The following is a 21,193-nucleotide window of genomic DNA, read 5'->3' as shown; positions in this document are numbered from 1 at the left end:
GGGAGGAGCCAAACCGGACTCGTTGTTCCGACCCCCTCAATCGAGAGCATTGGTGGCCTGATGCACATACGCCGTTTGGCGTAGGGAGCGTGTCTGCGGGCCGATGCTAGCCCTTGGCATCATTCCTTCCGGTGACGGCAGAGGCATCGCCCGCGCCCCATCCCGGTCCAAACCGGAGATTGCCCATGGCCCGTCTGTTTCCCCTTGCTACCGCCGCCGTTGCCGCCCTGGCGGGAGGCTTGATGACCGTCCCGGCAGCAGCAGAGGGCGAGGTGATCCGCATCCAGCGCAATCCCAATGCCATCATCCTTGAAGCGGCGCGGGTGAATGCCGGGGCCGATGTGATCTATGTCTCGGGGCAACTGCCCTCGCCGCTCGATCCGGCCATGCCGATGAGCGAGGTGACAAGCCTTGAACAGATGGGCGATACGCGGGCCCAGACAGTCTCCACCCTGGCCAAGATCGCCGATGTGCTCGCCACCCAGGGCTTTACCATGGGCGATGTGGTCAAGCTGCAGCTGATGGTCGTGGCCGATCCAGCCACCGGCGTAATGGACTTTGCCGGGGTCAACGCCGGCTTCCGGGAGTTCTTCGGCACCGAGGAAAACCCGCTCACGACCGCGCGTTCGACCTTCGAGGTCGCCGGACTGGTGGGGCCGCACTTCCTGATCGAGATCGACGCGATCGCTGCCCGCGCGCCGCAGGATTGACTGCCATAGGCTCCGTTCGAGGCCGCCAACTGCGCATTTGCCGGTGAAATCGCCTGTTGCGGGTGGATTTTTTCGTTCGTTTCCTGTTGCGATGCAGCAGCATTCCGCGGTCTCGGAAGCGAGCCTGTTTTATAAGTGCCGCTGGTCCAAAGTCCAAGTCGAGCGCGTCCGCCCCTGCGGCCCGCATACGCCATTTGGCGTATTTACGCCGGCAAACAAAATTCCAGAAGCCAAGCCTTTCCGTTTCCAGCCACGGGGACACATCGCAATACGTTGACAAGCTCGTATCATTTTGAGTCTATCTTGATACAATTCTAATATTTATTGAAGCCACATCTCCTGTCATGATTCTATTGTGAATCTCTCTAAGTATTATTTGAACATACGGCAATGTCCTAAAATGGTCATTACGCTGTTGCAGCATTGAAACATCCAATTCTGGACAGACTTTTTCGGTAGTATGCCTTGCGCGACTGCCGCTGCAGGACTAATTGAGCCTCAGCGCATAAGACGCATACAGGCCAAGCGGACAATCCGATCCGCACCAGCCTGATAAAACAGTACCGTACGTTCAAATATACGTGTTCCAGGAGAGAACCCATGAAACTGATGTTACCGCTGATCGCGGCTGGCCTGCTCGTCGGTGCCACGGCCGCAACTGCTGCCGACCGCGAAGCCGTTTCCGTCCGGATTGATGCGTCCAGCGTGGACTTTTCCGATCCCGAGAGCATTGCCGCGTTCCGCCGCGACATCGCCCGCCAGATCGAAGCCGTCTGCAATCCGGGCGACCGGCTCGATGCCGACATGAAGCCGGACTTCCGCTGCCGCCAGGAAATGGCCGCCAACCTTGAACCGGTTGTCGCCCAGCTTATCGCACGCGCTTCGGATCGCCAGCTCGCTTCGAACCGCTAAGCGCCCTTCAAGGCAAACATCATGGCGGGTCGGACGATGGCGTCCGGCCCGCCATTTCGTTTCACTGCTCGGTAACGCGAATCGCGATCGCGGCTGCTGAGGATCGCGTTTCCACGCCCAGCTTCACAAACACGTTCTCCAGGTGCTTCTGCACGGTGCGCCGGCTGATGTTGAGCATGTCGCTGATATCGCGCGTGGTTTTGCCATAGCTGACCCATAGCAGGACTTCCGCCTCGCGCGCGGTCAGGCCCAGCGCGGAGCCGAGTTGTTGGACATTCTTCTGCGGGCTGAGCTCGTTGAGGCGGATCAGCACTTCATTGTCGCGGTAGTGACTCACCATGACCAGTTCCAGCGAGCCTTCGCCGCTGCCCTCGTTCGAGTCCTGCTCCACCCGCACGCTGCCGCCGATCTCGTTGCGCGAGAGGAGGCGCTCCACCGGCACACGCAATTCGGGCGGCAGGCTGTCGCGCCGCGTCCAGGCGGGCACGGTGCGCAGGATGGCCGCTTCGGCGCGCGGGGTACACCACAGCAGGTTGCCTGTGGCATCGGTCGCCAGCATCATCCGTCCGGTCGCATCGAGGCTGGCCGCGCTGGCCTGGACCGCCCGCCCCTGGTTCATGTGGACCCGCACCCTGGCGAGCAGTTCGTTGATGTTCACCGGCTTCTTCACATAGTCCACGCCGCCCACCTCGAAGGCTTCGACCACGTGTTCGCTTTCGGTCAGTCCGGTCATGAAGATCACCGGGATATTGGCCAGGCGCGGGTTGCGCTTGATGCGGACAGTGGTTTCGAACCCGTCCACCTCGGGCATCACCGCATCGACGATTATCAGATCGGGCAGGATCCGGTCGAGCAGCTCGATCGCGGCCGGGCCGGACGTGGTGACCAGCACCGAGATGTCCGCGTTTTCAAGCGCGTCGATAATCAGGCTCAGGGTGCTTGGCTCGTCATCGATCACCAGGACGGTGTCGGAATGTCCGGGGGTTCGGGTACTCATGTTCGCTCCAGCAGTTTGGCCATCCCGGCAAGGTCGAATTCGTCGAGCGCCGCATAGAGCGCCGTGACCAGCCGGCCGTGGCCGGGCGCGGTCTCGGCCAGCATGGCGATCTCCGCTTCGATGCCGCGGACATGACCGATAAGAATCCGTTCGCGCAGGCTTTCGACATGCGGCATGGCCGCGCGCGGCAGCCCGCCGGGCGCAGGTGCGCGATCGGTGGCCGCGTCGCCCGATGCTTCCCACTTCCACGACAGGCCGAGCAGCGCCGCGATGGCTTCGGCCATTTCGTCCAGCCGGTAGGGTTTGACGAGGAAGTGGTCGTGGGTCGGCTGGTGGTATTCGGGCCGGTGGAATTCCTGGGCATTGGCTGATGCCATGACGATAACGATGCCCTGGCCCAGCCTGCCCCTGATCCGCGCCGCAGTCTCCCATCCCGAAATGCCGGGCAGCGAGATGTCGAGCACGGCGAGGTCGAACGACCGTGCGGCGCACAGCGTCTCGGCAGTTTCGCCGTTGGGCAGCGAGACCACTTCGAACCCGCAAGCACCAAGGAACCGCTGGAGGAAATCGCGCTGGTCAGGATCGTCATCGACAATCAGGATTGAACGCTGTGGCCCTTCGTGGCCCACGATCCGGCGAAGCGGCGCCTCGGGTGCGAGAGCATTGGCCGGTTCCGACAGCATGAGCGTGACGCGAAACTTGGATCCGTGCCCCTGCTCGCTTTCCACCTCCAGTTTGCCGCCGAGTATCTCAATAATCGCCTTGGTGATGGGCAGGCCGAGGCCTACCCCCTTGCCTTCGTGCCCCTCCACCCCAGTCACCTGCTCATAGGGGTCGAAGATGCGCTCCAGGTTCTCGGGCGCAATCCCGGGTCCGGTGTCGATCACGTCCAGCGTTGCCACTTGCCCGCGATAGGCCACGCGCAGGATTACCCCGCCCGTTTCGGTGAACTTGATCGCGTTGCCAAACAGGTTGAGTAGGGCTTGGCGCAGGCGGGAATGGTCCGTCTTCACGAATTCGGGCATGCGCGGCGGCAGTTCCAATTCGAGCGAGAGCCCCTTGGCCTCGGCAGCGGGACGCATCATCCACACCAGCTGGTCGAGGAATTCCGGCAGGCGGATAATCTCGCTGCGCACCCGCAACAGCCCGTTCTCCAGCCGCGAAATGTCGAGCAGGCTTTCAACCAGGGTGGTCATGTGTTCGGCGCAGCGCCGGATCACCCGCGCAGCATCCTTGGGCGGAACATCGGCCTCCTGCTCGATCAGCTGGGCATAGCCGTAGATGGCATTAAGCGGCGAGCGGATCTCGTGGCTGACATTGGCGAGATAGCGCGCCTTGGTGTGGTTTGCCGCCTCGGCCGCCTGCTGGGCCTGCAAGGCCGCTTCAAGTTGCCCGGAAAGCTGGGCCAACTGCTCTATCCGGTGACGCAGCAGGCGATAGCTCACCACGACGGCGATCACTACCGCTAGCAGGCCGAACAGCGTGAACCGGTGGTTGCCCCAATGTCCGCCACCCCACCATATCTCCAGCAGCAGCAGGGCGGCTTCCAGCAGGGTTGCCAGGACGATCAGGCCGAAGGCCATCGGCAACAGGGAAACATGGTCACGCAGACGCGGCAGGGAAAACGCAGGCAAGGTCCGTTTCGACAAGGCAGGGAATGCAGGGTTGCCGGAAGCCTGGGTCAATGCAGGCGCCCCGCTTCTGCGATGCAGGCGACTTGCGGCGCGTTGTAACCGCCCGGTTGGGAAGATGCTGCCTGTTCGTTCATGTGACCCTTTGGCGCCCTTTGGGCATGCCTTCTTATTCGCGTCAGATGGTGCATCGCAAAATCATATGTTGCAAGGCAGCATATGTTTGGTTCGCGCCTGTGTCATTTTAACATCGCACCCACCGGACCACCTTCGGGATCGCACTCGGGCAAGAACGCCAAGTGCCTGCGATTTATATGTTTATCCATTCTCCTTTGTCGATCTCCCGGCTAGTCGGTCCGGTCGGTCTGGCCTGCCCCGGGATGGTCCATTGCGTCATAGCGGGACCTGAGGCTCATCTGGCCAGCGAAGCGGCTTCGAAATCGATCCGCCCGAGACCTGCTGCGTCCGGCGAAAGCGGACGGCTTCCCGCTGGCGCTCCGTTGGCACGCAGGATGAAAGCCACCAGTGCAGTGGTATCTTCCGGCGACAGCGTGCCGGGTGCGTTCTGGGGCATGGCGCGCCCCAGATAAGCGAACAGGTTGCCCAGCGGCCGCCCTGCCCAGTTGGCCACGAACTTTCCGACCAGGCCCGGCGTTTCCACCGTGCCTTCAAGTTGCGCCCCGTGGCACATCGCACAGCGCGCGGCATAGATCCGCGCGCCCTCGTCCGCCTGCCCGGTCGTATAGACCCCGCTCTGGGTGCCGCGGCCGGTCGCCGGGCTTGCCGCAAGCATTGCCAGTCCGCCCGCCAGGGCAATCGCCAGAGCCCGCCGGTTCATGCCGCCCCCCGCTGGTCGGCAGGCCAGAAGAAGCGCGAGAGGCTGGCCATGGCTTCCTCCACTGGCGCGCGGTTGGGTAGTTCCATGCTGTCGCCCACCCCCAGCATTTCGCCAAGATCCGGGTTGTTGTTCATGATCACGATCCCGTCTGCCTTGGCCATGGCCGACATGTTGTTCGAACGGATGGAATAATTGACCCCCGGTTGCGGTACCAGCCAGCCGGTCTGTCCGCGCACCGGGATGACCGTATGATCCTGCCACAGGTCGCGCGCGGCATAGCCGGTAGCGTGGATCACGACCCGTTCGGGCAGGTCGCCCACATCGGCCGGGCTATGCAGGTTGCGCATTTCATAGCGGCCGCCGCGGGCGAGAAACTCGGTCATCAGCAGGTGGCTGTAGGCGGGGAAGTTGAAATACATGTGCGAGGAACGCGTGGCATAGGGCGTGCCGAAGGGATTCTCCCCGGGTTGCAGCGGCACCGACTGGGGCACAATGTCCCTGATCCGGGAATCGAGCCTGGCAAATTCGGAGTTCTGCTGCGGCAGGCCTGTGGTTTCGTAACGGGCAGCGATGGCAGGATCGGCCGGCCAGGTGCGCCGTTCGATCGGGTTGTCCGACAGAGAGTAGCTGTCCCCGAACGCCACCGGCTCTCCCGGCAGCCCCAGCATCGTGCGGAACATCTTCCACGAATAGCGCGCCATGTGCTCCCACTGGTCGGGAAACTGCGGACCTGCGGGCCCTGCAAGGGCAATGCGCGATCCCGGCGTGAACGAGCCGCTCGCCCGGAACGAGCGGGTCTGCTGGATCGGGTCGCGGGCATAGATGGTAACGGCCAGCCCGGCGCGCTGGGCGACGATGGCCGAAGTCAGGCCGATGATGCCGCAACCGACCACCGCGATCCTGTCCGGCAGGACCGACAGCGCCTTGCCCACGGCCACTTCGGCCGAACCCCACGACAGCGACCAGCCGCTGCCGCCGTGGCCATAGTTGTGGATTACCAGCCGGTCGCGCACCGTTTCAGTGCCGAGGTTCGGCCCGGCAGCGCGCAGCGGGCGGATGCAGCACTTCAGGTCAATCAGCTGGTCGGGCGAAAGCCGCATGGGGACAAGCGGCGGTGCTGGGCCGAGCAGGGCCTGGGCGCGCAGGCTTCCGGGCAATGCCAGCCCGCCAGCCAGGGCCAGCGTACCGCGCATCACGCCGCGGCGGTTCTGCATACCAATGGTCGCCGAACGCAAAGGCAGGTGTGTCAAAGCCGGGTCCCCCTGCCGGACCGCTTCGGGAAAAACGGGAACAGCGGATATTGCGCAAATTGCGTATTGCAACGGTCGCGCCAGGCTCGACACCCGCCAGGCAAGTCGCCAAATTTATGTTGACCACTCAACTCCTGCTGCTGTCTAAGCCGGTTTGGCATATTCCCGCGACAGAGAGGTCCAGGGCCGCATGAACCGGTTCGATATCGAGGCATTCATCGACAGGCAGGCCATCGGCCGCCCGCAATTGCTGATCCTGCTGGTCTGCGGACTGGTGTGCTTCATCGACGGGTTCGACATGTTCATGATCGGCAAGATCGCCCCCGCGATTGCCGCCGATTTCGGCCAGCCGCCCGAGGCCATGGCCAACCTGTTCATCTGGCAGCAGATCGCCATGGCAGTGGGCGCTTTCGTGGTCTCCCCGCTGGCCGACCGCTTTGGCCGGCGGCGCATGTTGACGATGTCGTGCGCCTTGTTCGGCGGCTTTACACTTGTCAGTGTGTGGGCTGAGACGCTGACCCAGCTGACGGTCCTGCGCGCGCTCGCCAGCGTGTTCATGGCAGCCGGCCTGCCCATGGCCCTGGCGCTGATTTCCGAAGCGGCCCCTGCAAGGCGGCGCGCCACATTCGTTGCACTGTCGCTGGTCGGCTATTCCACCGGCAATGCGGCAAGCGGCGCGGTGGCGGCCTGGCTGATCGACGACTATGGCTGGCAGAGCGCCTTCTGGATCGGCGGCATCGCGCCCATCGCCTGCATCCCGCTGCTGTTGTTCTTCGTGCCGGAATCGATCAAGTTCCGAGCCGAACGCAACCCACGCGATCCGCGCATCGCCCCCATTCTGCGGCGGCTGGACCGCACCGTGGAAGTGCCGGAAGATCCGGTCTATGTTTTCGGCAAGTCCGATGGGGAGGCCCGCAAGGCGAAGCTTAGCGATATCTTCACCGAAGGCCGCGGCCTGATGACCGCCGTGCTGTGGGCCGCCTGCCTGATCTCGATGACCAGCATCGCGCTGACCAGCCAGTGGCTGCCGACCTTCTTCCAGGAAATGGCCGGTGTGCCGATCCAGGAATTCGCCGTGTCCGCCCTGATCGGCTATCTCGGCGCGATCACCGGCACACTGCTGATCGGCTACCTGATGGACCGCTTCCGCGCCACGCGGATGATCCCGCTGTTCTACTTCGGCCTGTTCCTGGCCTATATCGGCATGGGCTGGGTTTCGTTCGAGGCGCAGATCTTCGTCTTCATCCTGATCGCCTTCAACTTCCTCCAGACCGGCGGACAGGCCGGGCTCAACACGCTGATCACCAAGATCTACCCGCCGCGGATGCGCAGTACGGCGCTCGGCTGGGCTGGCGGTGCGGGGCGGGTCGGCGGAGTGCTGGCACCGGTCTATGGCGGGCATGCGGTAGCCCAGCACTATTCGCTGGAACTGACGCTGGGCATTGCCGCCCTGCTGCCGCTGACCGTGGTCGTGCTGATCCTGGTGCTGGGCAGAGTGGTGCGCACCGGCAAAGCCGTGCTGGCACCGGAAGCCGGGCGGGTCTGACTAGGTGGCACAGGTCGGCAGTCGGGAGTGGTTCGACCGCTATGTCGCCGCCTTCAACGCCCGCGACTATGCCGGCTTCGGGGCCTACTATGCCCCGCAAGTGGACTTCCAAGGGCAGGCGGCAAAGCTCACCGGCGGCCAGGCTATCATGGATTTCTATGGCCGGATCCACGCCCAGGTGGACGAAACGGTAGAAGTGCTGGCCTTTGTCGGATCACCCGGGCTGGTGGCAGCAGAACTGCTCACCACGCTGGTATCCAGGGGCGACTGGCCGCACTTTCCCAATGGTCCGATGACCGCAGGCGAGCGACGCCAGAGCCGCAATTTCGCGTTCTACGACATCGATGAAAACGGGCTGTTCACCCGCATCCGCACGGCCAACTTCTGGCGCTCGGCCCGCTAGCCGGGCAGGACCGCATGGCCCTGCCCGGTTGCGCGATCAGTAGCGGAAGCGCAAGCCCAGCTTGTAGCTGCGGCCGATCACGTCATACAGCACGTTGTTGGTCGGACCGAAGCTGGACGGGGCATCGACCGGCGGATCCTTGTCGAACAGGTTGTTGACCACCCCGAACAGCTGGAGGTTTCTGTCGCCATCGGCCCACAGGTCATAGCTGGCGTTGAGGTTGAAGTAGGTCCAGGCACCGATCCGGTTGTCGTTGATGCTGTTGTCCTTCAAGGGATCGTATCCCTCGTCTCCCGGACCGACCAGGGCGGTATTGTAGGCCCCTGCCGCAATGTGCCGCATCTGCAACTGCACGGCGAACGGGTCGGCATCATAGGACAGGTAGGAGTTGATGATGTAGCGCGGCACGCCCGACGGCTGCGATACCGGCGAACCATTCATTCCCGCCCGGTCAATCGCCACTCCAGCCGAATCCACTGTGATCAGGTCATCTACGATGGTGGCCAGCGCCCGCAGCGACAGGTCACCATTGCCCAGCGGCATCCGGTAGCTTGCTTCGATATCCCAGCCGCGAGTGATCAGGGAGTTGAGGTTGAGATTGAAATTGCGGATCGTGGTGATCTCGTCATTGTCGTTGCGATCAATGAACTGGCAAAATTCTGTCCTGCCCTCATTGCAACGTGTGACCAGCACCTGGGCTCCCAGGGTTGAAATAGCGCCATCAAGCTTGATGTCGTAATAGTCGACAGACAATCGCAGGTTGCCCGGTCCTATCTCGGGCTGAAGTACCACGCCCGCAGTCCAGGTATCGGCCCGCTCCGGCTGTAGAGTAGCATTACCGCCGAGTAGCACCGAGGCGAGCACTTGAGTGCTGCCATCAACTACCGACTGGAACGAGCTTTGCAGCGGGCCGAACAGTTCGAAGATGTTGGGCGCACGGATATCGCGCGAACGGGTGGCGCGGAAGCGGATCCAGTCCGCCGGAGCGAAGTCCGCGCCCACCTTCCACGTCGTGACCGAGCCGCTGGTGCTGTAGTCGGTCAGGCGCACGGCACCGTTCAGTTCGACCATGTCGACAATCGGCGCGACGACTTCGACGAAGCCTTCCCACACATCGACACTGCCCGAGATCGGCGCGCCGGGGCCGGTATAGAAGCCCAGTGCGGTCGAGATCGGGTCGGCCGTGCCGGTGGCCTGGTCCTTGCGGAATTCCACGCCGGTGGCCAGGGCCAGCGATCCGCCCGGAAGTTCCAGCAGGCTGCCCTGCACCGCCAGGCTGGCGACGTGCTGCTTCAGCGTGGTGTCCTGTTCCACCGTGCCGCTGACATAGTCCGCCGCTGCGGCAGAAGGGCTGCCTTCGCCGAAGATGTTGATCGGCTGGCAGCCGGCGGCGGCAGCAACGCCCTGCAACACCGCCCGGCAGATCGGATCTCCGGTGTTCGGATCGGTAACCACGTCCAGCGCATAGATCATGTTCTGGTTGATGTTGGTGTTGAACCCGCGCTGGCTGTAGTTGGTCTGGCCGTACTGGTAATAGGCGTCGAGGCTCCACCCGGACCCAAGTCCGGCCTCAAAGCCGGTGACGGCACGATAGATATCGCGCTCCACCCGGCCCTGCTGCGGGCCGAGATCGTTCCATATCCTGCCCACCATGATGGCAGGCAGTCCCAGATCGTCCATCTGTGCGCCAACGCTGTCCGGGATGAAGGGGTTGTCGCGGGTGATCCGGCGCGGGCCAAGATCGCGCCGCTGGGCACCGATGGTCTCGGCACTGACGCGGCTGAACGAGCCTTCGGCAAACCAGGTGACCGCGTCGGTCAGGTCATATTCCACATGGCCGAAGGTGTTGATCCGCTCGCTCGGCGAGGCGATGGGGAAGTTCTCATAGAACGCCAGCCGGTCGTCTCCGCCGCCGCTCTGGAAAATGCCCGCCCCGAAGAACGTGCCGTAATCGTGCTGGAAGGTAGTGCCATCGGGATTGAATTCGGTCCCGCGCAGGGGACCGGAGATGACAATGCCGTTGGCGGTGGCTGTAGCCGTCCGCGCATTGGGCAGGATCAGCGTGGCCGGATCGCCCGGTGACACCCGCCCAAGTGACCGATCCGCCGGATCGATCAGCGGGTTGCTGACCGTGTTATAGCTGAGCGCGCACCAGGCCCGCGAATAGCAATCGCCGGTGCCCTGCACATCGACATATTCCGCGCCGACAACCACGCGGCCGCGGCCCCCGGCGAAGCTGTCGCCGATGGCCAGCGAGGCGGCGAATTCCTCGTTATCGCCTTCATCGGTGATCCCACCCTGCACGCTGGCGCGGATGCCCTGCAGGTTGGTGTTGATGATGAGGTTGACCACGCCGGCCACGGCGTCGGAACCATAGGCAGCAGAAGCGCCCCCGGTGACCACTTCAACCCGCTCGACCAGCGATGACGGAACCATGTTGAGATCGACCGCGCCCGCCGGGGCAAAGGAACTGCCCTGCACGGTGGCGGGCACAACGCGCCTGCCGTCGATCAGCACCAGCGTGCGGTTGGCCCCGAGGCCGCGCAGGTCGGCGGTGTTGGCGCCAATATTGTTCTGGAAGATCGCCGTGGTGGATGCGGTGTTCTGCGGCCGGAAAGCGGGCAGGTCGTTGAGGACGGCCGCCACATTGCTGGCACCCTGCCGACCAATCTGTTCGGCACCGACCACGGTCACCGGCTGGGGCAAATCGAACCCTTCGCGCGCGATACGCGAACCGGTCACCACGATGGTGTCGCCCTGCGCGGCACCTTCGTCGGTATCCTGCGCCTGGGCCAGGGCCGGAAATCCGAGCGCCAGCGCCAGGGCAGCCGTGCTGACCCCGAACCGCCCATGAAATCGCCCCCGTCCACTACGGAACGTACGACCGTTTAGTTGCGCCATTTCTGCTCTCCCAAGTCAAGAATATCGTTGCCGCCTGACGGCGATGCGGTCCGCTGTGTGAGATCGATCCTCTCGCGTAACCGTGCCTACGATTCGCGCACAGGTGTTGATTTGTCAATAACGAGCCCTGCCCCTTCGAAGCGAATTGGCTGCAGCTGTGACAGGATCAACGCAGTGCGTAATAGCGAAACAAGCTACGGTCCGGCGCGGTACGGCGTTCGCCGCCTCCCACGATCACGGTGCGCTCCAGCCAGTCGTGCGGGCCTTGCGGAACGCGGAAATAGGGGGTCAACCGGAAGTAGGCAGGCTGTGCCTCCCCTGCTGCAGGCCGCACCAGGAAACCCTTGTTCTCGATGTAAATGCGCGTGCCGTCGTCTGCTTCCAGCAGGTAATGCGCTTTCAGTTCGATCACCCCGTCAATCCGCACCGTGGCATAGTCCGCGCCCGAATGGGGCACCACGCTGCCCGACAGTTTCGGCCCGCTGATCGTGCCGCCGATGGCCGGGGTATAGCCCTGGCTCGACCCGCTCGGCAGGGGGCCGAAGATCATGCGATCGGCGCCGAACATCACTTCGATATCGAACACGTGTTCGAGGCGGCAGTCGGCTGGGCTCATCCTTCGCTGGTCCTTTCGGGGACGATGGGCAGGCGCAACACGGAGTCATGTTCGCCGCCGGTGTGGAACACATGTGCGCCCTTGTTGCGGGTGTCCTCGTGCATCGGGAACGGCAGCATGGCGCCTTCCTCGCGCCGGTAGATGTCGGCCCCGGCGACAACCAGCCGCAGGCTTTCGCCAGCCTCGAAACGGGTCGAGAAGGGCCAGAACTCGATCTCGACCGGCACAACCTGGCCAGGCTCCAGCAGGTCCTCGCGGGTATGCAGGTGGACCGGGCGCTCCGGCGTGGAGCGCTCGGAATCCAGCGCGCGGTGGCTGACCCGCTGCCAGCCCAATGCTACAGGGCCATATTCGTAGAAGGCATAGAAGGTGAAGCCCACCTTCTCCCCCGCCGCGTCGATCTTCTCCAGCGCCACGAACAGGTCCATATCGTCGCTGCCGTCCGCCTCCACCCACAGCTTCAGCGCGGCATGACCGGTGACTTCGGTGGCTACATCGAAAGTGAGGTCGAAGGAGGCGCTGCCTTCAACCGCGTACTGCCGCAGGCTTGCCGCACCCGGCGGATTTTCCGACAGGCGCATGGTCGCAGCATCGAGGTGAAGGTCGCAATAAGTCGTGCGGGCGGGTGGGAACTCGCTTTCGGCCCGCTCTACCGCCACGCCGTGCCGTTCGCGCACTTCAAGCCGCACCGGCGGCCAGGCGGTGACTGCGGTCGGCCGATCACGCAGGAAATGGTCGAAAAAGGCCAGTTGCCGGTCCCTGCTCGATTGCAGGTAATAGTGCGCCCATTTCTTCTGGCCGTGAACATCGAGCCACTTCTGCGCAGCGCCCATGCGCCGCCATGCCTCAATCGTGCCGCGCAGGTGAAGGCCCACGTCTGACCAGCTTGCCACGCAATAGGACGGCTGGGTTATGCCCTCCAGATCGAGTTCCTTGGACTGCCAGAACTCGTCGATCAGCGGGTGGGCGCGGACGTTTTCCAGCGTGTTCTCGGTCCGCCCCAGCGAATAGATGATGTTGTCCGACGCGCGCGGCAGGAAGCCAGTTTCCGGGATGCCTCCGTGGTAGGCAAATTCGCGGTACCAGTCGGAAAATCCCTCCCACGGGTTCAGCGCGGCAAGCGGTTCCGGCTTCAGGGGAGCAACCAGATACTGGATCGCGGCAAGGTAGGACACGCCGGTCATGCCCACCCGGCCATTGCCCCAGTCCAGCCTGCCCAGCCATTCAATGGCATCGGCGCAGTCCTCGGCCTCCTGGATGCCGTTGTGATAAAAGTCCCCGCCCGACAGCCACGCCCCGCGCGGATCGACAACGGCCACGCCATAGCCATGCCCTCCCCACCAGACCGGGTCCGGCCCTTCGAACGGGGTCAGGGTGGACAGCCAATCAGGGTTCACGCCAGACCGCGGCCAAAACACCTGGTTGGAATGCGAATGCTTGCCGTAGGGCCCCCAGGCCAGCAGGACCGGCAGGTCCCGCGTCGCGCCTTCGGGACGGTAGAGGTCGCAGAAAATCTCCGTTCCGTCGCGCAAAGGGATCACGCAGTTGCGTTCGATCGTAAGGCCCTGCTCGGTGCGCCGGTCATAGTCGGCGGGCGGCAGCGGCGGCTTGTGCTTTGCGCTGAACGGATCGACACCCGGGCGGGTGATCCCGGCAAAGCGCGGCGCGGCCATTACAACACCACGAAATAGTGGATGCGATTGGCGCCCGGCACTTTCTCCGCCACGCCCACGAAAACATGACGCGACATCCATTCGTGCGGCCCTGCGGGCGCATCGAAGCGCGGAGTAACGCGCATGTAGTAATCGTCGAAGCCGACATCCTCGTTGTTGCGCATCTTCGCCGCAATCTCGTCATTCTTGGCCCAGCGGTAGCCGACATTCTGCAGATAAATCAGCGCGCCGTCATCCGCCTCCAGCAGGTAGCGGGCATCGAAATCGATCACGCCGTTGTCGCGCGCCAGGGGATAGTCCCCGCCCGACATCGGCACCACCGTGCCATTCAGCCGCGGTCCTTCGACCTTGCCAGACACGGCGTGGATTGCCGCACGCGTGTCGCCCCGCGCACTGGGACGTATCCAGTAGGGCTTGCCAAGTTCGATAGAGATGGTGAAAGCGTATTCCATACGCGGCGAGAAGGGGTGCTGGTCGGTCATGATCATGCTTAAAGCTGGTCAGGAGTTGAGTCGTCAACACATTTTGCGTTAGCACGACATCTGGTCCGCTTTGAAAGCGGGCCAGCGAACCGCACTGCGATCCCTTGCAAGGTCTGGAGTTCGATATGGAGCTACCCAAGGTCTGGAACCTGTTTGGCGAGGATCACCTGCCCTACCGCCTGCTGCTGCTCGCCCGGATGATCGACCGGGAAACCGCCAAGCAACTCCACAGCAAGTTCGGCCTGACCCTGGCTGAATGGCGCGTGCTGGCCATCGCCACGGCCCTGGGGCCATGTTCGGCCAGCGAGATCGGTACCGCAGGAGAAATCGACCGGGCCGAGATCAGCCGCGCCTTTCGCCGCCTTGCTGCCTCCGGCCTGATGCAGCGCCAGCCCGATCCGGCCCACAAGAAGCGCCAGATCATCACCCCCACACCCGAGGGCCTCGCCCTGCACCGTCAGGTAAGGCAGGAACGCCGCGCCTTTTTCCACACCGTCCTGTCAGGCCTGGCGCGCGAGGAGCGGGCGGACATGGACAAGTACCTGGAGCGGATGGCGCTGGCGATAGAGGTCTGATCCGGCCCGCTCCCAAAAGGGGCGCTCAGGTCGCCCCTTCAAGCTGCACATCGTAGGTAAACCACGCATTCTCGCCATGGTCGAACAGCTGGACCCGGCCGCCGCTTACTTGCGCCACACAGGCGCTGGCCGTTCTCCGGTCATAGCCGTGCGCCCGGCCTTCCTCGATTTTCAACGAGATGAAGGCCTGGTCACCGAAATCATAGACTTCCGGCAGAACACCCCCGAACCGCACCGAACGATCGCCGTCGAAGCCCTGCAGCCGGTTACCCCGACACTCGGCCGCAATCCGCCGGTCGATGCCAGAGGCGTGATCGTGCAGCCCGGCGGCCTTCTTTCCGCTGATGACGGCAAAGGCAGCAGCGGCGAACAAGGCGCGGGTGTGTATATCCATTCCGCCACCCTGCCACCGCTGCAAGGGCCGAGGCAAGCGGCGATCCTGGCTCAAGGCCAGCCAGTCGGCCCCCGCCCCTGCCGGAAGCCTACTCGCGCAGGGTTCCGGCTTCTGACAGCAAGGCCGTGCTTGGCGCAGCTTCGCGGCTCACCTCGATGGTCGCCTGGGCGCGCAGGGCGCCGACCTGGACAAGCACGGGGCCATCGGCAGCGGGGTCCTCGACCATCAGTTTGACCCACAGGCGGTTGCCGTCGCGGAACCAGGCCGTCTGGTCTGCTGCCCGCAGGGCGGCAAGACTGTCTTGCTCCACACCTTGCGCGCTGTGGGCGAAGCCGGGCAGTTCGAAGATTACGAATGACCCCTGGTCCATTTCGCGCAGCGATATTGCAAGGGTCTGCTTGGACGTATCGACCCGCAGTTCCGCCCCGCTGGCGATGGTGGTTTCGCCGTTGTATTCAAACCGCCTGCCATCGCGCTGGAGGACAACCGGTTCCGGGATCGGCTGATTGCCGAAATCGGGGAAATTGCCGGAAAAATGGAGGCGTCCCATATCGCCCTGGCAGACAGCCGCACCCCAGCTTGACCGGATTTCGCAGGCGTCTTCTTGCGAGGCGATGCCGTTATCGATCACGATATAGGCACCGGGCGTGCCGGTGACCGAACCATCGCGGTCCTGAAACGCGGCGCTGCGATAGGCTGCCATCCCGCCGTAGTCCGAGGCCCAGCGGCGCTTGACCGGCGGGAAGCTGACCGGCTTGGCATTGATGAAAGTGGCGCCTTCGACCGAGTTTTCTGTGCTCATGCCGAAGCTGGTGAACAGCAGGTAGGACAACGCCCCCGCATCGCGCAGGTCGTTGGGGACATAGTTCACGAATGTCGTGTTCTGCACCTCGTGGAGGTAATCGTAATACTCATAGCCGCGGATCGGGTAATCGGCATAGCCTCCCGGCAGGGGCAGGCTGCGGCCATAGGCCAGTTCTTCCGGCGTGCGCGGGTTGCCGACATTGTCGCTCTCGCCCACGAACAGCGAATCCACCACGCGCGAGGTATAGGGCGCGCGGCCCGGTGCCCCGGCTGCGTGGGTAAAGCCGATGGCGTTGTCGGCCAGCTTCAGGTTGGTGAACAGGTGATACTCACCCCGGCCCCAGATCGCGCCGTTGCGGTTCTTGTAGGCGGTGAAGTTGTCCACCACCGATACCACCGGCGCACTGTTCGCATCAGCCGGATCGGCCAGGCTGATGTGCGCGCCGCCACCGATGGTGAAGGTGCCGTCGGGTGCCGGGCCGCGATCGAACATCAGGCCGTCGAAGTTGGAGTGGGCGGTGTTGCCGGTGAATTCGCGCAGCTGCGTACGGCGCGGCCAGGTATCGCGGCTGATCTGGGTGCCTTCGAACTCGCCGGTCGGATGTGTGGGAAAGGCCAGCCAGAAACCGATCTGGTCGGATCCTGCAGCAACGTTGTCACGATAGATGTTGTCGGGGTTGGTGACCCAGAAGGTGGCAGCCGTGTTGTCCGACGGGATCAAGACATGCGGCGAACGCTGGCCGGCGGTGCCCTGGTGAGCCAGGACCAAGTTGGTCGGCTCGCACGGCAGGGTGGGATGGCACTTGGTCTGGATGCCCAGGTTGCGGACGAACTCGTTGCCGGTCTCGATCCCGTCTTCCAGGAAGAAGCAGTGGCCCACCGTGTTGTAGGTCACGTTGTTTTCCACCCGCAGGTTGTTGGTGCCATGCACCGTAACGCAGCGGCTGAAGGTATCGTGGATCGCGGCGTTGCGGATATATTGCCCCTCACCCTCGCCGATGAGGTGCCAGTGGATAGGGTAGCGGGCCAGGGTCAGATGCTGTCCCATGCGCGACAGGGCCACGCTGTTAACATACATCTTTGAGCCGGCCATAGCCATGATGTGCCCGCCGAAATAGTTCTCCTCGGAATCCTCCGAAGCCTGGATGCGGATGTTGCGCGTGAGCAGGCCCACCTCGCCGCGCTGGTCCACGCCATAGGTGATCTCGCCGAAGTGCATGTAGTCGAGAGGGCGGTCCAGCGTCAGCCTGTTGCCCGCAATGGCCGCGATGCGCCGCCGTTCCGCCTGCCGGGGATCGAAGTCGGTCGAAGCAAGGACAATCTCGTCCCCCACCCGCCAGCCGCTGGCATCCTGCACGTCGATCGCGCTGCTGCCTGCCTGGGCAGTCGCGGCAAGCCTGGTCCAGGTGTGTTCCCGGTCGCCGTGCAGGTTGAGCGTGCCGCGCATCAGGATGATGCCGCGATCACCCATCGTGTTGATGTCCTCGCCGGGGACATTGTCGGTCAGCGTGATCGTGGCAAGGCGGGTATAGGGCCTGTCTTCGGTGCCGATCTCCAGCTCGCCGCCGGGCACGTAGATCCAGTCGGTCGCCAGATCGATATCGCGTTCGGGTGAGAAACTCAACTTGCCCTGGATGGTCAGGCTCCGCAGGACGGGCGGGCTGACATCGAGGACCACATTCATGTCACGGCTGATGGTAACCGCGGCTCCTTCACCGGGCACCCGGCCATCGGGCCAGGTAGCCGGATCGGACCACAGCTTGGGCGCGGCCGCTACCGGCGCCATGGGCGTGCCTTCGTCCATGTGCGCGTGGCCGTCCTGCGCCTGGGCGACCTGCCCTGTGGCAAGCAGCAGCGGCAATGGCAGAAGCACGCAAAGACGGTGCAGGCGAGATGGCTTTCGCATGATATTTTTCCCCTCAGGCAGACTCTTTTGAGTCCCGCATTCTTTTCTGCGTGTAGCTTCGCAACGGACGGATCAATTTGCAAGCAGCTATCCGTTCCGGCAGGCCCGCCGCACGTTCGGCCTGCGGGACAAGTCCCGGATACGCACCTGGCCGGTGAAACGTCTGTGTAACCCGACCATAACCGTAAATTACGTATCGCCCGATCATCGACCGCCAGAAACTCCGACCAAAGCCGGGACAATCCTTTCGAAGATCGGCTGCTGGGAGATTTGCATGCAATCCGGAAACTTCGCCATTACCGCTCCGCATTTACCCGATCGCATGGTGGATCAACTCATCCTCGCGGCCGAGGCGGTCGTGCGCTACCGGATCGCCACCTATCGCGACCGGTTCAAGCTGACCGAACTGCAATATCGCATGATGATGCATGTCGAACAGCACGGGCCGGTATCGGTCGGGGAACTGGCCGCCCTGGTTGACCGCGATATCGCCCAGGTCAGCCGAACTGTGAAGTCGCTGGTCGATACCGGCTTGATGGTCTGCCAGCGGACGCCCGGCAATATCGCCAAGTCTCTCCGCCTTTCGCCCGAGGGCCAGGCCATCTACCTGGAAATGGCATCGGTCGGCGAGGAGTGGGAAGACGCTATCTCAAAGGTCCTGCCGTCCGACGATCTCGTCCATGCTGTCCATGTGATGGAGCGTTTAAACGAGGCGGCGCACCGCATCATGGGTAGGGGGGGGCGATGCAGGTCAGCCTGCAGCCGCCTATCCCCGGCGCTACAGGCGCTTCCACGGCAGCAGCCAGCGTTCGCCGTTGTGCTGGCCGGTCAGGGGGGTCACGCCATAGACCTGTTCCAGAACTTCGGGCACCAGCACGGCCTCGGGCGGACCTTCGCAGAAAATGCCGCCCCGGTGCATGACGATTACCCGGTCGAGGAAGCGGGCCGCGAGGGTCAGCTCGTGCAGCACGGCCAGTACGCCGGTGCCGGTCCCTGCCCGGCGGCGCAGTATGTCCATAACCGCCAGCTGGTGAAAAGGGTCGAGCGCGGCGACAGGCTCGTCCGCCAGCAACAGGGGCGCACCTGTGGCGAGCGCGCGGGCGAGCAGGACGCGGGCTTTTTCGCCGCCTGACAAGACCTTGGCCGAACGGCTGGCGATGGACGCAATGCCGGTCTCGGCCATTGCCAGGTCGATGGCTGCCTCGTCCTCGCCACTGAGGCGGGCAAACCGGCGCTGGAACGGATGGCGGCCCAGGGCCACAACCTCGCGCACACTGATACCCCATTCGATCTGCCGGTCCTGCGGCAGATAGGACAGCAGCCGCGCCCTCTCGCGGGGGCTCATTTGCGCGGCGGGAACATCCCCCAGTCGCACTTCGCCTTCATGGGGCGCAACACCGGCAAGCGCCCGGATGAGAGTCGATTTGCCCGCCCCGTTGGGGCCCAGCAGGCCGACAAACTCGCCCGGCGCCACATTGAGCGACACCACATCGACAATCGGGCATTGCCCGATTCTGACAGTGATCGAATGGGCGCTGAGCATCAGCCGACCCTGCCACTTCGCGACCGGACCACCAGCCACATGAAGAACGGTGCGCCGACCAGCGCGGTCAACACGCCCAGCTTGAGTTCGGCCCCCGGCGTGACCAGGCGCACGGCGATGTCGGCCACCAGCAGCAACAGGGCGCCGCCCAGCGCGCTGACCGGAAGCAGATAGGCCGGGCGGTGCCCCACCAGGGGCCGTAAGAGATGCGGCACGACCAGCCCGACAAAGCCGATCACCCCAGCCACGGCTGTCGCCGCACCCACGCTCAGTGCAGTCCCCAGGACAATCATCCAGCGTAGACGCCCCAGATCGACCCCCATGCTGACCGCCGCCTCCTCGCCCAGGGTCAGGGCCTCGAGTGACCGGGCCGAACCCAGCAGGAGCACGAGACCAACCACGATGAACGGTGCCGCCAGTCCAACGTAGACTAGCGAGCGGTCGGTCAAAGATCCCATCATCCAGAAGACGATTTCCTGCGCGGCAAAGGGGTTGGGCGACAGGTTAAGCGCCAGCGAGGTGAGTGCACCGGCCAGGCTGGATATCGCCACGCCCGCCAGGATCAATGTCAGGACCGAGCTCCCGCCGCTGAGCAATTGCAGGACCAGCACGGCCAGCAACGCGCCGGTAATGGCCAATAAGGGCAAGGCCAGCGGCACGGCGACAGACAGGCCAGTGTAGAGCGCAATCACCGCCCCCAGCGCCGCGGCCGAGGAAATGCCGATCACGCCGGGTTCGGCCAAGGGATTGCGCAGCAAGCCCTGTAGCGCGGCACCCGATGCACCCAGCGTCGCGCCGATCAACAAGGCCAGCAGGGCGCGCGGCAGGCGGATTTCGCGCATGATCAGGATAGCAGTGTCAGCCTCTCCACCCGTAAGCTGGCCGAACAGGGCGGAGAGATTGGCGGCGGCAGGGCCGATCGCCATCGACAGGGCGAAGGCTGCAGTGACCAGCACTGCCAGGACCGCAAATGTCAGGCCCGCCCTGGTCCGTGAGTTGCGCGGAGACGATACACCACTCGGCAGACTGGCCTCGCTCATCAATCGAACTCCTGCCGCGCCGCCACGAAGGCCTCAAGCGCGCGAAGCGTGAGCATATTGCCGCAGCCCGTATAGCGGGCCGGTATGGCGATGGTCCGCTGTTCGCGAACGAGCTTCTGCAGCACAGGATGGCGGAACATCTCTGTTGCCAGGGCAGGTGCAGGATAGTCCGAAGCAAGATCGATCACGTCGGGACGGCTGACCAGCATCTGTTCGAGCGAGACCTGCCGCGTTCCGCCCAGGCCGAGCCGCTGGCCGAGAGTCTCGAAACCGGCGGCATTGGCTACCGCCGCAACCAGCGCCCCATCGCCCGAGGTGAACCCGTTCGCATCGTAATTGGCATAGACCGGCTGCCCTGCAGGATAATCCCCGTATTGCGGGACAGCGGCGAGTGCCTGTTCGATCTGGCGCACCATGGCCTCCCCCCGCTCCGGCTCGCCCACGGCTTGCGCCATCTTGCGAAGATTGGCGATGATAGACGGGAAATCGCCCTCCGGCTCGAACTCGACCACGTTGTAGCCCAGCCGCTGAAGCAGGGCGACTGTCTCGCGTGCGCTGAAGGTACCAGCCAGCACCAGGTCGGGCCGCATGGCGATTACCTCTTCCGCCAGCCCTTCGGTCATAGGCAGGCTACGCGCCTGCTCCACCATGGCAGAATAGCGCGGATTGGTGGCGAGATAGCTGATAGCGCGAATGCGATCGCGTTCTACCATCTGCATCAGCATCTGGTCGGTGCAAACATTGAGCGACACGATACGCCGTGGCGTCAGTGAAGGTATTGCGGGTTCCGCCGCCGGGATTCCGTCGCCCGCGGACGATTTTGCCAGGGCATTGCGGTCGTAGGCCAGGCCACCCGCCGTTGCGAGCACAAACATTGCGGCCAGGCCTCCGCCAAACCACCGCATCGCTGGCGAGAGTTCAGCCGGCAAAATCCTCATCCCCTTCGTTAGTCTCGTCTAGGCACGTTCAACC

At 63.9% G+C, this 21,193-nt stretch carries 18 protein-coding genes and 1 pseudogene; 6 read left to right on the top strand and 13 right to left on the bottom strand.

All coding sequences use genetic code 11. The features are described from left to right. Nucleotides 1-185 precede the first annotated feature (185 nt). A complete protein-coding gene (locus M3P36_RS11115; protein WP_249703447.1) occupies nt 186-710 on the top strand; it encodes a Rid family hydrolase in 525 nt (174 codons plus the stop codon). A 600-nt stretch (nt 711-1,310) separates the two neighbouring features. Beyond that, nucleotides 1,311-1,622: a UrcA family protein gene (locus tag M3P36_RS11110; protein ID WP_249703445.1), complete on the top strand. Its 312-nt coding sequence runs from the start codon at nt 1,311-1,313 to the stop codon at nt 1,620-1,622. Nucleotides 1,623-1,683: 61 nt separating this feature from the next. On the opposite strand, the gene M3P36_RS11105 is transcribed toward M3P36_RS11110, so the two are convergent. The 4 genes from M3P36_RS11105 to M3P36_RS11090 all read right to left on the bottom strand — a co-directional run bounded on the left by M3P36_RS11105 (nt 1,684) and on the right by M3P36_RS11090 (nt 6,302). Further along, nucleotides 1,684-2,619, bottom strand: coding sequence for a response regulator transcription factor (locus M3P36_RS11105; protein WP_249703443.1), 936 nt, complete (start codon nt 2,617-2,619; stop codon nt 1,684-1,686). Beyond that, complete coding sequence (locus M3P36_RS11100) at nt 2,616-4,268, bottom strand: ATP-binding response regulator (RefSeq protein ID WP_249703441.1); 1,653 nt, start codon at nt 4,266-4,268, stop codon at nt 2,616-2,618. The genes M3P36_RS11105 and M3P36_RS11100 overlap by 4 nt, the downstream gene beginning before the upstream one ends. A 394-nt stretch (nt 4,269-4,662) precedes the next feature. Further along, complete coding sequence (locus tag M3P36_RS11095) at nt 4,663-5,088, bottom strand: c-type cytochrome (protein WP_249703438.1); 426 nt, start codon at nt 5,086-5,088, stop codon at nt 4,663-4,665. Next, complete coding sequence (locus tag M3P36_RS11090; RefSeq protein WP_249703436.1) at nt 5,085-6,302, bottom strand: FAD-dependent oxidoreductase; 1,218 nt, start codon at nt 6,300-6,302, stop codon at nt 5,085-5,087. The genes M3P36_RS11095 and M3P36_RS11090 overlap by 4 nt, the downstream gene beginning before the upstream one ends. Nucleotides 6,303-6,528: 226 nt before the next feature. Between M3P36_RS11090 and M3P36_RS11085 the strand changes: the two genes are divergently transcribed. After that, nucleotides 6,529-7,884, top strand: a complete 1,356-nt coding sequence (locus tag M3P36_RS11085) for an MFS transporter (protein ID WP_249703434.1) — start codon at nt 6,529-6,531, stop codon at nt 7,882-7,884. 4 nt (nt 7,885-7,888) lie between these two features. After that, the gene (locus M3P36_RS11080; protein ID WP_249703432.1) at nt 7,889-8,287 is read left to right on the top strand and encodes a nuclear transport factor 2 family protein; all 399 of its coding nucleotides are present in this window, start codon (nt 7,889-7,891) and stop codon (nt 8,285-8,287) included. Between the two features lie 36 nt (nt 8,288-8,323). Here the strand turns inward: M3P36_RS11080 and M3P36_RS11075 are convergent, their stop codons facing one another. The 4 genes from M3P36_RS11075 to M3P36_RS11060 form a co-directional block, all read right to left on the bottom strand. Next, nucleotides 8,324-11,188 (bottom strand): TonB-dependent receptor domain-containing protein, encoded by a 2,865-nt coding sequence (locus M3P36_RS11075; protein WP_249703430.1) that lies wholly within the window; start codon nt 11,186-11,188, stop codon nt 8,324-8,326. 166 nt (nt 11,189-11,354) lie between these two features. Beyond that, nucleotides 11,355-11,804, bottom strand: coding sequence for a DUF3237 domain-containing protein (locus tag M3P36_RS11070; RefSeq protein ID WP_249703427.1), 450 nt, complete (start codon nt 11,802-11,804; stop codon nt 11,355-11,357). Next, nucleotides 11,801-13,477, bottom strand: coding sequence for a CocE/NonD family hydrolase (locus M3P36_RS11065; protein WP_249703426.1), 1,677 nt, complete (start codon nt 13,475-13,477; stop codon nt 11,801-11,803). Before M3P36_RS11065 ends, M3P36_RS11070 begins: the two co-directional genes overlap by 4 nt. After that, nucleotides 13,477-13,959 (bottom strand): DUF3237 family protein, encoded by a 483-nt coding sequence (locus M3P36_RS11060; protein WP_249703424.1) that lies wholly within the window; start codon nt 13,957-13,959, stop codon nt 13,477-13,479. Before M3P36_RS11060 ends, M3P36_RS11065 begins: the two co-directional genes overlap by 1 nt. Before the next feature lie 125 nt (nt 13,960-14,084). On the opposite strand from M3P36_RS11060, the gene M3P36_RS11055 reads away from it, so the two are divergent. Then, a complete protein-coding gene (locus M3P36_RS11055) occupies nt 14,085-14,534 on the top strand; it encodes a MarR family winged helix-turn-helix transcriptional regulator (RefSeq protein ID WP_249703423.1) in 450 nt (149 codons plus the stop codon). A 25-nt stretch (nt 14,535-14,559) separates the two neighbouring features. Here the strand turns inward: M3P36_RS11055 and M3P36_RS11050 are convergent, their stop codons facing one another. Continuing rightward, entirely contained in the window at nt 14,560-14,928 is a 369-nt protein-coding gene (locus M3P36_RS11050; RefSeq protein WP_249703420.1) for a hypothetical protein, read from the bottom strand. Nucleotides 14,929-15,016: 88 nt separating this feature from the next. Further along, complete coding sequence (locus M3P36_RS11045) at nt 15,017-17,605, bottom strand: G8 domain-containing protein (RefSeq protein ID WP_249703418.1); 2,589 nt, start codon at nt 17,603-17,605, stop codon at nt 15,017-15,019. Between the two features lie 307 nt (nt 17,606-17,912). Here M3P36_RS11045 and M3P36_RS15365 point away from each other — a divergent pair. Then, nucleotides 17,913-18,182: pseudogene (locus M3P36_RS15365) on the top strand (HVO_A0114 family putative DNA-binding protein); the annotation flags it as partial. Nucleotides 18,183-18,416: 234 nt separating this feature from the next. On the opposite strand, the gene M3P36_RS11040 reads toward M3P36_RS15365, so the two are convergent. From M3P36_RS11040 to M3P36_RS11030, 3 genes are read right to left on the bottom strand one after another with little or no spacing between them, the layout of a single operon-like run. Continuing rightward, nucleotides 18,417-19,181 carry an ABC transporter ATP-binding protein gene (locus M3P36_RS11040; RefSeq protein WP_249703416.1) on the bottom strand — a complete coding sequence of 255 codons (765 nt, stop codon included), beginning with the start codon at nt 19,179-19,181 and terminating at the stop codon, nt 18,417-18,419. Then, nucleotides 19,181-20,221 carry a FecCD family ABC transporter permease gene (locus tag M3P36_RS11035; protein WP_249703414.1) on the bottom strand — a complete coding sequence of 347 codons (1,041 nt, stop codon included), beginning with the start codon at nt 20,219-20,221 and terminating at the stop codon, nt 19,181-19,183. The genes M3P36_RS11040 and M3P36_RS11035 overlap by 1 nt, the downstream gene beginning before the upstream one ends. Then, on the bottom strand, nt 20,221-21,096 hold the full coding sequence (locus M3P36_RS11030; protein ID WP_249703412.1) for an ABC transporter substrate-binding protein: 876 nt from the start codon (nt 21,094-21,096) through the stop codon (nt 20,221-20,223). The genes M3P36_RS11035 and M3P36_RS11030 overlap by 1 nt, the downstream gene beginning before the upstream one ends. Between the last annotated feature and the right edge of the window lie 97 nt (nt 21,097-21,193).

The sequence above is a fragment of the Altererythrobacter sp. KTW20L genome, from assembly GCF_023501975.1.
Taxonomy (GTDB): Bacteria; Pseudomonadota; Alphaproteobacteria; order Sphingomonadales; family Sphingomonadaceae; genus Alteraurantiacibacter.
The sequence above is the reverse complement of the archived record's forward strand: the minus strand, read 5'-3'. Positions and strand labels throughout refer to the sequence as shown.

Coding starts and splice junctions, on each gene's coding strand:
- M3P36_RS11115 (WP_249703447.1), top strand. CDS start 186: ATGGCCCGTCTGTTTCCCCTTGCTACCGCCGCCGTTGCCGCCCTGGCG.
- M3P36_RS11110 (WP_249703445.1), top strand. CDS start 1,311: ATGAAACTGATGTTACCGCTGATCGCGGCTGGCCTGCTCGTCGGTGCC.
- M3P36_RS11105 (WP_249703443.1), bottom strand. CDS start 2,619: ATGAGTACCCGAACCCCCGGACATTCCGACACCGTCCTGGTGATCGAT.
- M3P36_RS11095 (WP_249703438.1), bottom strand. CDS start 5,088: ATGAACCGGCGGGCTCTGGCGATTGCCCTGGCGGGCGGACTGGCAATG.
- M3P36_RS11090 (WP_249703436.1), bottom strand. CDS start 6,302: ATGCAGAACCGCCGCGGCGTGATGCGCGGTACGCTGGCCCTGGCTGGC.
- M3P36_RS11085 (WP_249703434.1), top strand. CDS start 6,529: ATGAACCGGTTCGATATCGAGGCATTCATCGACAGGCAGGCCATCGGC.
- M3P36_RS11075 (WP_249703430.1), bottom strand. CDS start 11,188: ATGGCGCAACTAAACGGTCGTACGTTCCGTAGTGGACGGGGGCGATTT.
- M3P36_RS11070 (WP_249703427.1), bottom strand. CDS start 11,804: ATGAGCCCAGCCGACTGCCGCCTCGAACACGTGTTCGATATCGAAGTG.
- M3P36_RS11065 (WP_249703426.1), bottom strand. CDS start 13,477: ATGGCCGCGCCGCGCTTTGCCGGGATCACCCGCCCGGGTGTCGATCCG.
- M3P36_RS11060 (WP_249703424.1), bottom strand. CDS start 13,959: ATGACCGACCAGCACCCCTTCTCGCCGCGTATGGAATACGCTTTCACC.
- M3P36_RS11055 (WP_249703423.1), top strand. CDS start 14,085: ATGGAGCTACCCAAGGTCTGGAACCTGTTTGGCGAGGATCACCTGCCC.
- M3P36_RS11050 (WP_249703420.1), bottom strand. CDS start 14,928: ATGGATATACACACCCGCGCCTTGTTCGCCGCTGCTGCCTTTGCCGTC.
- M3P36_RS11040 (WP_249703416.1), bottom strand. CDS start 19,181: ATGCTCAGCGCCCATTCGATCACTGTCAGAATCGGGCAATGCCCGATT.
- M3P36_RS11035 (WP_249703414.1), bottom strand. CDS start 20,221: ATGAGCGAGGCCAGTCTGCCGAGTGGTGTATCGTCTCCGCGCAACTCA.
- M3P36_RS11030 (WP_249703412.1), bottom strand. CDS start 21,096: ATGTTTGTGCTCGCAACGGCGGGTGGCCTGGCCTACGACCGCAATGCC.